This is a genomic window from Luteibacter sahnii (assembly GCF_034063545.1).
Taxonomy (GTDB): Bacteria; Pseudomonadota; Gammaproteobacteria; order Xanthomonadales; family Rhodanobacteraceae; genus Luteibacter; species Luteibacter sahnii.
Genome location: NZ_JAQLOK010000003.1, coordinates 437227 through 450414 on the forward strand (window position 1 = coordinate 437227; position 13188 = coordinate 450414).

Here is a 13188-nt window from a genome sequence, read left to right on the forward strand (position 1 = left end):
GCCATCGCGCTGTCGCAGCGACCCGTCGGGCTATCGGCCGAGCGTTTGCATGAACACCGCGCAGAGCCGCTCCATCCCCTGGCGGTCGTCGTCATCAAAGCGCCCGACCGTCGGACTGTCCACGTCCCATACGCCGAACAGGCTTCCGTCGGCCCGGACCAGCGGTACCACGATCTCGGCATTGGACGCGGCGTCGCAGGCGATGTGTCCGTCGAACGCGTGCACGTCGTGCACTAACTGGGTCTGTCGCGTCTGCGCCGCGGTGCCGCACACGCCGCGGCCCAGCGCGATGCGGATGCACGCCGGCTTGCCCTGGAAGGGGCCGACGACCAGTTCGGTGCCGTCGTAGAGATAGAAGCCCGCCCAGTTCAGATCCGGCAGCACGTCGTACACCAGGGCCGCGAAGTTGGCGGCGTTCGCGATCGTGTTCGATTCGCCGTGCATCAGTCCGCCGGCCTGTTCGGCCAGTTCGGCGTACAGGGCGGCCTTGTCGGTGGCGTCGATGGCTTTGGCTTCGTACATGGGGCGTTCCGCGCGAATCGAGGGTCAAGCCGTGTATGGTGCCACGTCCTCGCCACCGCAAGGCCGCTCCATGACCCGCCATCTCTTCGTCGCCGGTACCGACACGGGCATCGGCAAGACCCACGCCACCCAGGCCCTTCTCCACGCGTTCCGCGCCCGCGGCGAGCGCGTGGCCGGCATGAAACCCATCGCCAGCGGGTCCGAGCGCACGGCCGATGGCCTGCGCAACCAGGATGCGCTCGACCTGCAGGCCGCCAGCGACCCGCGTCCCGCGTACGCCGTGGTCAACCCGCTGACGCTCGAGCAGGCCGTCGCGCCACACCTCGCGGCGCAGGCCGAAGGGGTTGCCCTGCACTGGCCACCGCTCGACGAGGCGTTCGCGACGCTGACCCGCACTCATGATCGCGTGGTGGTCGAAGGCGTCGGCGGCTGGATGGTGCCCCTCGCCGAGGAGATGTCCATGGAACAACTTCCGTCGCGCTGGCGCCTGCCGGTCGTGCTCGTCGTCGGCATACGGCTGGGCTGCATCAGCCATGCGCGCCTGACCGCCCTGGCGATCCGGGCGCATGGCTGCGAGCTCGCGGGCTGGATCGCCAACCTCGTCGATCCGGCGATGCCATGGATCGACGGCAACGTCCAGACGCTGCGCCGGCTGCTTCCCGCGCCCCTGCTGGGCACGCTGCCTTACGGTCCGGCGCCGTCCGAGGCGGCGCGCGCGCTGGAGCTTTCGGCGCTCGACTGACGGCGGCTTCACGCGTCGCGATTTATCACGAACGCATGACCACCTACTTTCTCTCCGTCAAAGACATGAGCAAGGCGAAGGGCCCGGACCCTGACCTCGCCTTCGAGGGCATCGGCCCGGACAAGCTCGCCGCCGACATCGCGGCCGCCATGCGGTCGGACGCGCTTTTCCAGCGCTGGCGCGCCAAGCAACCCGAGCCGGATGAGGTGGATCCGGCGCTCGGCGTCACCGACGCGGGGGCATCGGCCAGCGGCGAACTGTCGAACGACCGCACCGACATCACGCTCACCACGAGCCTGCCGATGCGTATCGTCAAGCACCGCCTCAACCTTCTGATCGGCAGCAGCTGGGAGCTTCGCGACACGCGTTGACCCGGGCGAGGCGGATCGCCGCTGACTTCCGGCGGTTGTCCACGATGGTGTTCTGTGACTAGAGTCTCCTTTTTGCCAGTCGTCAGGGGACCTCTCGTCCATGAAGGTACGCACGCTCGTGATCGCCACCTCGATCGCCCTCACCGCCGCTTGCTCGTCGTCCCATAACGAGTCCGACAACGCCCCCGCGCCCGCCGCCACGGGCACGGCACCCGCGCCGGCGGCCACCACCGCCGCGGCGCCGTCCGCGCACGTCAATCCCCTGCTGACCCGCAGCCCCCTCCCGTTCGAAGCGCCGCCGTTCGACAAGATCGTCGATGCCGACTTCCAGCCCGCCATCGAGGAAGGCATGAAGCAGCAGATGGCCGAGATCGACGCCATCGCCCAGTCGCCGGACGAGCCGACCTTCGAGAACACCGTCGTCGCCATGGAAAAATCCGGCGAACTGCTCGGTCGCGCGCAGAGCGTGTTCTCGGCGCTCACCGGTGCGAACACGAACGACACGTTGCAGAAGGTCGACGAAGACGAATCGCCGAAGCTGGCGGCGCATAGCGATGCGATCTATCTCAACGACAAGCTGTTCAAGCGGATCAAGACGCTTTACGACAAGCGTGATTCGCTCCACCTGGATCCGGAATCCCTGCGCCTGCTCGAGGTGAAGTACCAGCACTTCGTGCTCGCCGGCGCCCAGCTGTCGGATGCCGACAAGGCCAGGCTGAAAGACCTCAACAAGGAAGAATCCACCCTCAGCACCAAGTTCACCACGCAGTTGCTTGCGGCGACGAAGGCCGGCGCCCTCGTGGTGGACGACGCGAAGGCCCTCGACGGTTTGTCCGACGCCGACGTCAAGGCGGCGGCCGAGGCGGCGAAGGAGCGCGGCCTCGACGGCAAATACGTCGTGACGCTGCAAAACACCACCCAGCAGCCCGACCTGCAGGGCATGAACGACCGCGCCACGCGCGAGAAGCTGTTCAAGGCCTCGTGGGAGCGTGCGGAGCACGGCGACGCCAACGACACCCGCGACATCATCACCCGCATCGCCCAGCTGCGTGCCGAGCGCGCGAAGCTGCTCGGCTACCCGAACTACGCCGCGTGGAACCTCGTCGACCAGATGGCGAAGACGCCTGAGGCCGCGGAGAAGTTCATGGAGCGCCTCGCCCCTGCCGCGGTCGCCCGTGCCAAGGCCGAGTCCGCCGACATCCAGGCCGTGATCGACAAGGAGAACGGCGGATTCCAGGTGCAGGCCTGGGATTGGGATCACTACGCCGAAAAAGTGCGCAAGGCCAGGTACGACCTCGACGAGGCGCAGATCCGTCCGTATTTCGAGCTCGACAACGTGCTGCAGAATGGCGTCTTCTACGCCGCGAACCAGCTCTATGGACTGACCTTCAAGGAGCGCAAGGATATCCCGGTCTATCAGCCGGACGTGCGCGTGTTCGAGGTGTTCGACAAGGACGGTACGTCGCTGGCGCTGTTCTACTGCGACTACTTCAAGCGCGACAACAAGAACGGCGGCGCCTGGATGAGCAACTTCGTCGACCAGTCGAAGCTGCTCGGCAAGAAGCCGGTGATCTACAACGTGGCGAACTTCACCAAGCCGGCGCCGGGCCAGCCGGCGCTGCTGTCGTTCGACGACGTGACGACCATGTTCCACGAGTTCGGCCACGCGCTGCACGGCATGTTCGCCGACTCGCAGTACCCCTCGCTCTCGGGTGCCAACACCGCGCGAGATTTCGTCGAGTTTCCCTCGCAGTTCAACGAGCAGTGGGCGTCCGACCCGAAGGTGTTCGCCCACTACGCGAAGCACTACCAGACCGGTGCGCCGATGCCCGACGAACTCGTGGCCAAGATCAAGAAAGCCAAGAGCTTCAACCAGGGCTATGCGATGAGCGAGCTCATCGCCGCGGCATCGCTCGATATGCAGTGGCACATGCTGCCGGCCGACGCGGGCAAGCAGGATGTCGACGCGTTCGAAGCCAATGCGCTGAAGAAGGCCGGGTTCACCCTGCCGCAGGTGCCGCCGCGTTACCGCTCGAGCTACTTTCAGCACATCTGGGGCAACGGTTACGCCGCCGGCTACTACGCCTACCTGTGGACGCAGATGCTCGATTCGGACGCCTTCGAGTGGTTCAAGGAGCACGGCGGCCTGACCCGCGAAAACGGGCAGATCTTCCGCGACAAGATCCTCTCGCGAGGCAATACGGTCGATCTGGCGAAGCTCTACCGCGATTTCCGCGGCAAGGATCCCTCGATCGAGCCGATGCTGAAGGACCGTGGCCTCAAATAACGCATCCCGGGGCAAATCACAGGCGTCTCCGTGGTTTGCCCCGCTTCTGCCTTCTATGCGCGTCGATGAGGCTTGCGGCGAGCCCTGCGCGCGACCTATCGTCTCGAGTACAGGGGTTCAACGACAAGGATGGTTAGCATGAAGACGTGGGACGAAAAAACGGGCAAGGCACTGGAGCAGCGTGGAACCTTCGCCGATAACGTAAAGGCATTCACGTTGACAGTCACCGGCGGGTCAGGACGGGTCGCCTGGTATGGGGCGCACAACGATTTCATTGACGAAGCTGTCGTCAAGCAGGGTGAGCTTCTTTCCAGGCACAGCGATCATCCGTTCAAGGGCTTGCGATGGGACGCGTCGGTATCGTTCTCGGTCGACCCGCCGTTTGTGAGCGGCCGCTGATCGCAACGGCCCGGATGTGTTGACCGGCGTTCCGGAGCGAGGCCGGCGGCCCCGCTCCGGAAACTATCGCGTCAACCGATGTGGCGGGCCTCAGGGTATCCCCTGTTCGCGGCGGTGTTCATCGGCCACGGACGAAAAAACCTTTAGTTCGTTCTCCCGGTATTCCTTGACGTCTCCCTTGAAGGTGGGGATGTCGACGAACTTGACCCCCGTCTCGATGACACCGAACTGGGTGTCGATCGTGCCGCCGTCCCCGGACGTGTAGAGAACGAGTCGCCGGTCGTTCGTGACGACGCCGATCCCCTCCTGCATCGGCAGGTAGCCGTAGCTTCTCATCGCGTTGAGGATGTCGCTTCCATCGTTGGGTTGGGTCGGTTCGACAAGGGCATAGAAGTTCACGGTGTTGTCCTTGACATCCACTAGCGGGCCGACCGAACCCACGGTGTGGTTGCCCGTGCCGTCCTCCAGCACATAGTTGTAGATAAGGATCCACGCATCGTTCACCCAGTACTGAAAAAGCGCGGCGCTTGACAGGGCCTCTTCAAGCATCGCGCCGTCCAGGAGAAGGGTGAAGCGGCCGATCACGAAGACCATGAGCCCCGCGGTTTCTCCGTCGTGCGCCTGCCGGATCTCCACGGCGCGCTCCCAGGTGGTTTTTGCCGTCTTGTGCCAGCGAAGCCACAGCGATCCCAGCGCGTAGGCGCCCACGCTTGACTCGCCCTCGTGCACGCCCAGGCGCGCATAGTCGAACGTCAGGCCAAGCGTGGGATCGGCGATCAGTTCGACCGTGTCCCATTCCTGGGCCAGGTTGGAGCCGGTTCGATCCAGGGGGTGTGACCGCCATCGTGCCGTGGGCCGCGGTCCGGACGACGAATCGCGGCGGTGGTCGATCCGACCGTCGCGATGGTCGAAAAGAGGGCGTAGCGCGTCGCGGAAGGTTCGGATGTACGGGGGGCGCTGGGCAGGCTTCATGGGATCGGCTCCTTGATCAACGTCTGTTGCACGCATCGGTCACTCTCCTTGTGGACATGGCCTCCCTGGCTGGGGAGGAGGCGCTGTGGGGACTCAGGGTGTCAGGATGATTCGTTCGATACCCAGGGCGCCTCCGCGAAAGACGATGCCCTGCAGTTCGTTGAGTTCGGTGGCGCGATACCGCAGCACGGTCTCGAAGGCCGCCCGTTCCCGGCTCATCCTGCTCGGGGTCGAGACGGTAAAGCCACGCACCTCGGCGAATTGGGTGTGCCTGAGGAAGCCGATCCGCGCGTCGGGCCCCACGGAATTCACGGTGAAGTGGCACGTGACGGCGCCAAAGGCGTGGCGAAAGAGCAGCAGGCATTCGTTCTCGGAGCGATGCTTGCCGATAAGCGCATAACGCTCAGGGCCTTCGTTCGCTTCCTCGTCCATCGGCTCGACGAAGGCGCCGTGCTTGCCGGTGACGATCACCAGTTCGCCGAACGCACGTGACGCATAGGGATCGATCGATTGGACGTCACCGGCACCGAAGCGAAAGTCGATCCCTGTCCGTCCCAGCTCGCCCAGGGGACGCGCCAACTGGTCCAGGATCGCGGGGTTGGTCGCGAGAAGCTTCTGTTTGAGGTCCAGCCGGGGGCGACTGGCGATGCCCGGTCGGGACCGGGGGTGTACACGTAGAGGCAGGGCCGGTAGCGACGTCATGTCGCGGGTCTCCATTGGGGGAAACGGGGCGTCGGGTACCGGCCGAAACGCGCGTGGGTGGACGTTCGCGCAAGCCGGACACCGGGGCAATACGCCTTTGGTCGTAGACGGTGTCTCAGGCGGGTGGCCGGCGATCACTCGAACGGCGAATCGGGCCGGGGCGTGGAGGGATTGCATTGCGCCTGCCACGTCAGGCGGTAGCCGACGTAGGGGCGGTCCGGCTCGATGTTCCAGGTCGGCTTGGTGGGATAGTTGATCGCGTGGCAATCGAGCTGGTTGATCAGGCCCCGCGTATTGCGCCAGTTCACGTTGCCGCTGAATTTCTCGATCACTTCCATATCGAGGTGGTCGCGCCTGGCCGCACCTGCGTTGCGGCCGCAGTCGGTCGGCGTGATTTCCAGCACCGGGCCGAATGTGTCGAGGGTCCATTGACCCGATTGCACGTAACCCTCGCCGGTGGCCGCGTCGCAGGGTTCCGCGAACGGCGTGGCCGTTGCGGCATGGGGCGCCCCCCGGAGGGGATCGGCCGCGTCGCGATGCCACGCGTGGACGACCCCTGCCGTGACGCCGACGGCGCAGGCCGCGGCCAGGCCGATGACGGCCCAGATCGATGCTTTCATGACGCCTCCTTCCATGGAGCGATGACGTTGGCGATGCCAGCCCTGGCATGCGGCACATCCAGCATAACGCCGTCGACCTTTTTCGCCAGACCATGAAAAAAGCCTCCTTCCGTTGCCGGAAAGAGGCTTGGCCGGGCGTTGCCGGAACCGCGTGGCGGTTGTTATTCGCCGATCGTCAGCAGCGAGGCGTTGCCGCCGGCCGCGGTGGTGTTCACGGTCAGCGTGCGCTCGCCCGCGAAACGCAACAGGTAGTGCGGGCCGCCCGCCTTGGGACCGGTGCCGGAGAGCGCTTCGCCGCCGAACGGCTGCACACCGACCACCGCCCCGATCTGGTTGCGGTTGACGTAACAGTTGCCCACGCGGGCATGGCTGGCGATGTAGTCGACGGTGTCGTCGATGCGGCTGTGGATGCCGAGCGTGAGGCCATAGCCCGTGGCGTTGATCTGGTCGACGACCTTGGCCAGGTCGCTGGCCTTCCAGCGGATGACGTGCAGCACCGGACCGAACACTTCGCGGGTGAGCGTGGCCAGCGAAGGAATCTCATAGGCACGCGGCGCGAAATACGTGCCGTTGGCCGCCTCCGCCGGGAGCCGCACTTCGGCGATTTTCTTCGCTTCGCGGTCCATGCGCGCGGCATGATCGACGAGGATCTGCCGCGCGTCCTCGTCGATGACCGGGCCGACGTCGGTCGAAAGCAGGCCCGGATCGCCCACCTTCAACTCGGCCATCGCACCGGCGAGCATCGAAACGACCTTGTCGGCGATGTCTTCCTGCACGAACAGCACGCGTGCCGCCGAGCAGCGCTGGCCGGCGGACTGGAACGCGGAGGCGATGACGTCCTTCACGATCTGCTCGGGCAGGGCCGACGAGTCGGCGATCATCGCGTTCTGGCCGCCGGTTTCGGCCACCAGTGCGGCGATGGGTGCGTTGCGCGCCGCGAGCGCGCGATTGATCGCCCACGCGGTTTCGGTCGAGCCGGTGAACGCCACGCCGGCCACGCGAGGATCGCGGGTGAGCGCCGCGCCGACGGTGGCGCCGTCGCCCGGCAGGTATTGCAGCACGTCGGCCGGCACGCCGGCGGCGTGCAGCAGTTTCACGGCGGCATGGCCGATGAGCGAGGTCTGCTCGGCGGGCTTGGCGACCACCGCGTTGCCGGCGGCGAGCGCGGCCGAGACCTGGCCCAGGAAGATCGCGAGGGGGAAGTTCCACGGGCTGATGCAGACGAACACGCCGCGGCCGTTGAGGAACAACTGGTTGCTCTCGCCGGTGGGGCCGGGCAGCTGTTCGGGCTGGCCGAACAGGCGGCGCGCCATGGTGGCGTAGTAACGCAGGAAGTCGGCGGCCTCGCGCACCTCGGCGATGGCGTCGGGCAGGCTCTTGCCGGCCTCACGCACGCACAGGGCGATGAATTCGGCCCGGTGATGTTCCAGTTGCTCGGCGGCGTGCTCGAGGATCGCCGCGCGGCTGGCCGCCGGCAGGCGATCCCAGCCTGGCTGGGCGGCGACGGCGGCGGACAGCGCGCGATCCACCAGCGCGGCGTCGGCGTTTTCGACGGTGCCGATGATGCGGCGGCGATCGGACGGGTCGGTGACCTCGACGGTCGTGCCCGACGGCGAGACGCCGGCGACGAGCGGGGTGGCGCGCCACGGACCGGCGTGGCGGTTGACGGCATCGGCCAGCTCGTTGAGCTCGTTGTCGTTTGCGAAGTTCATGCCCATGGAGTTCTTCCGGAGTTCGCCGTAGAGATTGACCGGCAGGGGAATGCGGGGGTGCGGGATGGAGGCGAAGGCGCGCACCGTCTCGCACGGATCGGCCACGAGGTCGCGCACCGGCACGGTGTCGTCGACCACGCGGTTGACGAAGCTGGTATTGGCGCCGTTCTCGAGCAGGCGGCGCACGAGGTAGGGCAGGAGGTCTTCGTGGCTACCTACCGGTGCATAGACGCGGCAAGGCACGTTGAGCTTGTCCTTGCCGATCACCTCGGCGTAGAGGTCGGCCCCCATGCCGTGCAGGCGCTGGTTTTCGTAGGGCCGGCCCTTCGCGATGTGGTGGATCGCGGCGATGGTGTGCGCGTTGTGTGTGGCGAACTGCGGGTAGATGAGGTCGCTGCCCGCGTTGAACAGGCGGTGGGCGCATGCCAGGTAGCTGACGTCGGTGTTCGGCTTGCGCGTGTACACCGGGTAGCCCGCCAGGCCGTTTTCCTGGGCGCGCTTGATCTCGGCATCCCAGTAGGCGCCCTTCACCAGCCGCACGAACCAGCGACGGCCGGTGGCGCGGGCTTTTTCGGTCACCCAGTCGATCACGAAGGGCGCGCGCTTCTGGTAGGCCTGGATGACGATGCCCAGGCCGTTCCAGCCCTCGAGCGAGGGATGCGCGAAGACGTCGCCGATGATGTCCAGCGAGAGCTCGAGGCGGTCGGTCTCTTCGGCGTCCACGGACAGGGCGATGCCGTTCCTGAAGGCCAGTTGCGACAGTTCGAGGAGCTTGGCGCCCAGTTCGGCGCGGGCGCGGGCACGGTTGGCTACCTCGTAGCGCGGATGCAGCGCCGAAAGCTTCACCGAGATAGACGGCGCCTCGAGGTTGCTGGCGAACGGGCCGCGCGCACCGAGCGCGTTGATCGCGTCACGGTAATCCTGCTGGTAGCGCTCGGCCGTGGCCTGGGTGAGCGCGGACTCGCCGAGCATGTCGTAGGAATACCGGTAGACCGCGTGTTCCTTCTCGGCGGAGCGGTCGAGGGCTTCCTTGATCGTGCGTCCCATCACGAACTGGTGGCCCATGATGCGCATCGCCTGGCGCACCGCCAGGCGGACCACCGGCTCGCCGGCGCGGCCGACCAGGCGGCGCAGGGCGGAGGAGAAGTCCTTGCGGGTTTCGTCCGCGAGGTTCACCAGGTGGCCGGTGAGCATCAGGCCCCAGGTCGAGGCGTTGACGAAGACCGACTCGCTCTGGCCGAGGTGTTTCTTCCAGTCGGCCTCGCCGAGCTTGTCGCGGATCAGCTTGTCGGCCGTGCCCTTGTCGGGGATGCGCAGGAGGGCTTCGGCCACGCACATCAGGAGCACGCCTTCCTCAGAGGAGAGGTCGTACTGGCGCATGAACGACTCGACGGCGCTCTGGTCCTTGGCACGCGCGCGGACGCGCGTCACCAGGCCGGCGGCCACGTCGATGACGTGTTCGCGCTCGGTGGGAGGCAGGCTGGCCTGCGCAAGCAGGTCGTTCACGGCCTCGGTTTCGTCGCGCAGCCAGGCGGCGGTGATGCGCGCGCGCGCCGGCTCGGCGCCGGTCGGGAGTTCGGGACGGAGGATGGAAGGATTCACGGGCGGTCGCGGGGAGGGGAAGACCGCGTATTGTAGGGGAGGGCGGGTAGCCGTGCGTGCTGCTGTGCGGCATGCCCTTTGACGCTCCCGGCCGGTCGGCGCCCCCTGCGACATCCTGCCGCTTCCCATCCTTGCCGCGTGGGGACAGCCGCCCTATCATCGTTCTGTTCCAGGCACGCCGGATTCCCATGATCGTGCTTCGACCGACCGCCGCGGGTCACCCGCGCGTGTTGTGGCTTCGGCCCAACCGTGCGCTGGACAGGCGCGGCCTGCGTCGACTGATCATCGGTCTTTCGGTGTTGGCCCTGGCGACCGCCACGCTAGGCGCATGGCAGGGGAACGTTTTCGCCCCCTTCTTCGCGTTGCTCGAGGCGTTCGTCGTGGGGTTCGCGCTTGGCGCGGCCTGGCGGGCCGGCGACAGGGGTGAACGCATTGCCATCGGCCCGGATACGCTGGAGGTGCGGCAGGTGCCCGGTCGACGGGTGAGCCGTTTCCAGACATATTGGGTGCGCATCGGGCTGGCGCCGGGGGATGGCCGCCAGCGGCTCGTGATCACATCGCACGGCAAACAGCTCGAAATCGGCGCCTTCCTTGGGGAAGAGGAAAGGGTCGAGGTGTCAAGGAAACTCATGGTGCTTCTGTCCGAGGTCATGGATCAGTCGCGCAGGTAGGTTCAACAAAGGTGCAGACATGACATCTGGTGGCATCGGACGATCGGTTTCGGCATGGGTGTTGGGGGGCATGGCGGCCCTGTGGGGCGGATCGGCGCTGGCCAATCCCGAGCCCGGCCAGATGAACATGACCCGCGGCGTCAGCGAGTGGTCGCCCTACGCGATGCACATGGTGGCCCTGTGGGTCTGCGTGGTCATCGGCGTGGTGGTCTTCGGCGCGATGTTCATCGCCATGTTCCGCTTCCGCAAATCGCGCGGTGCCGTCCCGGAGAAGTGGTCGCACAGCACCAAGCTCGAAATCGTCTGGACGGTCATCCCCGTCGTCATCCTGATCTTCCTGGCCCACCTCGCCACCGGCGGCCTGGTCTCCTTCGCCGACACCACCGGCTCGGAAATGACCGTCAAGATCACCGGCTACCAGTGGAAGTGGCGTTACGACTACGTCGACTACAAGGGCAAGGGCATCGACCAGGTGGGCTATATGTCCAAGCTGGAGGAAAGCTCCGACCGCACCCGCCAGCTGCATTCCAACCTCGACCCGGAGAAGATCCAGGTCGACGGCTACAAGACCTACCTGCTCGACGTCGACAAGCCCCTCGTCGTGCCGGTCGGCACCAAGATCCGCTTCGTGATCATCGGCGGCGACGTCATCCACTCCTGGTGGGTGCCGGCGCTGGGCTGGAAGATGGATGCCATCCCCGGCATCGCCAATACGGCGTGGACCAAGATCAAGGAACCGGGCGTTTATCGCGGCCAGTGCGCCGAACTGTGCGGCCAGGACCACGGCTTCATGCCGATCGTGGTCAAGGCGCTGCCCAGGGCGGAGTTCGAGCAGTGGCTGGCGTCGCGGGAAAACGAGGCGAAGGCTGCCAAGGCCCCGCCGCAAACGGCCCAGGCCGCCCCGAACGCTCCCGCCCCGGCCCCCCAGGGTTAACCGATCACGCATTCGTCTTCAGGTAGAGGTGCAAGGCCATGGCCCACGAAGCCACCCACGACCACCACGATCATCACCATGCGCCGCAGGGATTCTTCCAGCGCTGGGTGATGTCCACGAACCACAAGGACATCGGCACGCTTTACCTGATCTTCTCGCTGACGATGTTCTTCATCGGCGGCGCGTTCGCGATGGTGATCCGCGCCGAATTGTTCAAGCCGGGCATGCAGCTCGTGCAGCCGTATTTCTTCAACGAAATGACGACCATGCACGCGCTGGTGATGATCTTCGGCGCGATCATGCCCTCCTTCGTGGGCCTGGCGAACTGGATGATCCCGCTCATGGTCGGCGCGCCGGACATGGCGTTGCCGCGCATGAACAACCTGTCGTTCTGGATCATGCCGTTCGCGTTCATCCTGCTGCTGTCCACGCTGTTCATGCCCGGCGGCGGCCCCGCCGGCGGCTGGACGATGTACCCGCCGCTGTCGCTGCAGGGTGAGTCGATCGCCTATGTGATCTTCGCGGTGCACCTGATGGGCATCAGCTCGATCATGGGCGCGATCAACATCATCGCCACCATCCTCAACATGCGCGCCCCGGGCATGGACCTGCTGAAGATGCCGGTGTTCGTGTGGAGCTGGCTGATCACGGCCTTCCTGCTCATCGCGGTGATGCCGGTGCTGGCCGGCGCGGTGACGATGCTGCTCACCGACAAGTATTTCCACACCAACTTCTTCAACGCCGCCGGCGGCGGCGACCCGGTGCTGTTCCAGCACATCTTCTGGTTCTTCGGGCATCCCGAGGTCTACATCATGATCCTGCCCGCGTTCGGGATCATCTCGGAGATCATCCCCACCTTCGCCCGCAAGCCGATCTTCGGCTACCGCGCGATGGTGTTCGCCATCGCGTCGATCGCCTTCCTCTCGTTCATCGTCTGGGCCCACCACATGTTCGCCGTGGGCCTGCCGATGGGTGCGGAGATCTTCTTCATGTACGCGACGATGCTGATCGCGGTGCCCACGGGCGTGAAAGTGTTCAACTGGGTATCGACGATGTGGGGCGGCTCGATGACCTTCGAGACGCCGATGCTGTTCTCGATCGCCTTCGTGATCCTGTTCACCATCGGCGGCTTCTCCGGCCTGATGCTGGCCCTGGCCCCGGCCGACTTCCAGTACCACGACACGTACTTCGTGGTGGCGCACTTCCACTACGTGCTGGTGACCGGCGCCGCGTTCTCGATCATCGCGGCGGCGTACTACTGGCTGCCGAAGTGGTCGGGCCACATGTATTCGGAGACGTGGGGCAAGATCCACTTCTGGTCGAGCGTGATCTCGGTCAACGTGTTGTTCTTCCCGCAGCACTTCCTCGGCCTCGCCGGCATGCCGCGCCGCATCCCTGACTACAACGTGGCCTTCGCCAACTTCAACATGATCAGTTCCATCGGCGGCTTCTGGTTCGGCGCCTCGCAGCTGATCTTCCTCGGCGTGGTGGTGCACTGCGTGTGGTTCTCCAAGAAGAAGGCCGCCGACCGTTCCTGGGAAGGCGCCAGGGGCCTGGAGTGGACCGTGCCGTCGCCCGCGCCGCACCACACCTTCGAGGTGCCGCCGGTCATCCACGATGACGAGCTGGCCCACGGCAACACGGAACACTGACC

General features: G+C 66.0%; 12 protein-coding genes. 7 read left to right on the forward strand and 5 right to left on the reverse strand.

The window, feature by feature from the left end; genetic code table 11:
* Nucleotides 1–30: 30 nt before the first annotated feature.
* On the reverse strand, nt 31–522 hold the full coding sequence (locus PI246_RS12240) for a GAF domain-containing protein (protein WP_320551572.1): 492 nt from the start codon (nt 520–522) through the stop codon (nt 31–33).
* A 70-nt stretch (nt 523–592) separates the two neighbouring features.
* Between PI246_RS12240 and bioD the strand changes: the two genes are divergently transcribed.
* From bioD to PI246_RS12260, 4 genes are all read left to right on the forward strand, one after another.
* Nucleotides 593–1264, forward strand: a complete 672-nt coding sequence (bioD, locus tag PI246_RS12245; RefSeq protein ID WP_320551573.1) for a dethiobiotin synthase — start codon at nt 593–595, stop codon at nt 1262–1264.
* A 35-nt stretch (nt 1265–1299) separates the two neighbouring features.
* The gene (locus PI246_RS12250; RefSeq protein ID WP_320551574.1) at nt 1300–1635 is read left to right on the forward strand and encodes a hypothetical protein; all 336 of its coding nucleotides are present in this window, start codon (nt 1300–1302) and stop codon (nt 1633–1635) included.
* 100 nt (nt 1636–1735) lie between these two features.
* The gene (gene dcp / locus PI246_RS12255; RefSeq protein ID WP_320551575.1) at nt 1736–3922 is read left to right on the forward strand and encodes a peptidyl-dipeptidase Dcp; all 2187 of its coding nucleotides are present in this window, start codon (nt 1736–1738) and stop codon (nt 3920–3922) included.
* A gap of 138 nt (nt 3923–4060) precedes the next feature.
* Complete coding sequence (locus PI246_RS12260; RefSeq protein WP_320551576.1) at nt 4061–4321, forward strand: hypothetical protein; 261 nt, start codon at nt 4061–4063, stop codon at nt 4319–4321.
* 90 nt (nt 4322–4411) lie between these two features.
* Here PI246_RS12260 and PI246_RS12265 read toward each other — a convergent pair whose 3' ends face one another.
* The 4 genes from PI246_RS12265 to putA all read right to left on the reverse strand — a co-directional run bounded on the left by PI246_RS12265 (nt 4412) and on the right by putA (nt 9929).
* Nucleotides 4412–5293, reverse strand: a complete 882-nt coding sequence (locus tag PI246_RS12265; RefSeq protein ID WP_320551577.1) for a hypothetical protein — start codon at nt 5291–5293, stop codon at nt 4412–4414.
* Between the two features lie 93 nt (nt 5294–5386).
* Nucleotides 5387–6010 carry a hypothetical protein gene (locus PI246_RS12270; protein ID WP_320551578.1) on the reverse strand — a complete coding sequence of 208 codons (624 nt, stop codon included), beginning with the start codon at nt 6008–6010 and terminating at the stop codon, nt 5387–5389.
* A gap of 119 nt (nt 6011–6129) precedes the next feature.
* Complete coding sequence (locus PI246_RS12275; RefSeq protein WP_320551579.1) at nt 6130–6615, reverse strand: DUF2599 domain-containing protein; 486 nt, start codon at nt 6613–6615, stop codon at nt 6130–6132.
* A gap of 161 nt (nt 6616–6776) precedes the next feature.
* Nucleotides 6777–9929 (reverse strand): bifunctional proline dehydrogenase/L-glutamate gamma-semialdehyde dehydrogenase PutA, encoded by a 3153-nt coding sequence (putA, locus tag PI246_RS12280; RefSeq protein WP_320551580.1) that lies wholly within the window; start codon nt 9927–9929, stop codon nt 6777–6779.
* Nucleotides 9930–10117: 188 nt separating this feature from the next.
* On the opposite strand from putA, the gene PI246_RS12285 reads away from it, so the two are divergent.
* The 3 genes from PI246_RS12285 to ctaD are packed head-to-tail and all read left to right on the forward strand — an operon-like array spanning nt 10118 to nt 13186.
* Nucleotides 10118–10600: a DUF2244 domain-containing protein gene (locus tag PI246_RS12285; protein WP_320551581.1), complete on the forward strand. Its 483-nt coding sequence runs from the start codon at nt 10118–10120 to the stop codon at nt 10598–10600.
* Nucleotides 10601–10619: 19 nt separating this feature from the next.
* Nucleotides 10620–11534, forward strand: a complete 915-nt coding sequence (coxB, locus tag PI246_RS12290) for a cytochrome c oxidase subunit II (protein WP_320551582.1) — start codon at nt 10620–10622, stop codon at nt 11532–11534.
* A 38-nt stretch (nt 11535–11572) separates the two neighbouring features.
* The gene (ctaD, locus tag PI246_RS12295; RefSeq protein ID WP_320551583.1) at nt 11573–13186 is read left to right on the forward strand and encodes a cytochrome c oxidase subunit I; all 1614 of its coding nucleotides are present in this window, start codon (nt 11573–11575) and stop codon (nt 13184–13186) included.
* The last annotated feature ends 2 nt before the right edge of the window (nt 13187–13188 follow it).

Coding starts and splice junctions, on each gene's coding strand:
- PI246_RS12240 (WP_320551572.1), bottom strand. CDS start 522: ATGTACGAAGCCAAAGCCATCGACGCCACCGACAAGGCCGCCCTGTAC.
- bioD (WP_320551573.1), top strand. CDS start 593: ATGACCCGCCATCTCTTCGTCGCCGGTACCGACACGGGCATCGGCAAG.
- PI246_RS12250 (WP_320551574.1), top strand. CDS start 1,300: ATGACCACCTACTTTCTCTCCGTCAAAGACATGAGCAAGGCGAAGGGC.
- dcp (WP_320551575.1), top strand. CDS start 1,736: ATGAAGGTACGCACGCTCGTGATCGCCACCTCGATCGCCCTCACCGCC.
- PI246_RS12260 (WP_320551576.1), top strand. CDS start 4,061: ATGAAGACGTGGGACGAAAAAACGGGCAAGGCACTGGAGCAGCGTGGA.
- PI246_RS12265 (WP_320551577.1), bottom strand. CDS start 5,293: ATGAAGCCTGCCCAGCGCCCCCCGTACATCCGAACCTTCCGCGACGCG.
- PI246_RS12270 (WP_320551578.1), bottom strand. CDS start 6,010: ATGGAGACCCGCGACATGACGTCGCTACCGGCCCTGCCTCTACGTGTA.
- PI246_RS12275 (WP_320551579.1), bottom strand. CDS start 6,615: ATGAAAGCATCGATCTGGGCCGTCATCGGCCTGGCCGCGGCCTGCGCC.
- PI246_RS12285 (WP_320551581.1), top strand. CDS start 10,118: ATGATCGTGCTTCGACCGACCGCCGCGGGTCACCCGCGCGTGTTGTGG.
- coxB (WP_320551582.1), top strand. CDS start 10,620: ATGACATCTGGTGGCATCGGACGATCGGTTTCGGCATGGGTGTTGGGG.
- ctaD (WP_320551583.1), top strand. CDS start 11,573: ATGGCCCACGAAGCCACCCACGACCACCACGATCATCACCATGCGCCG.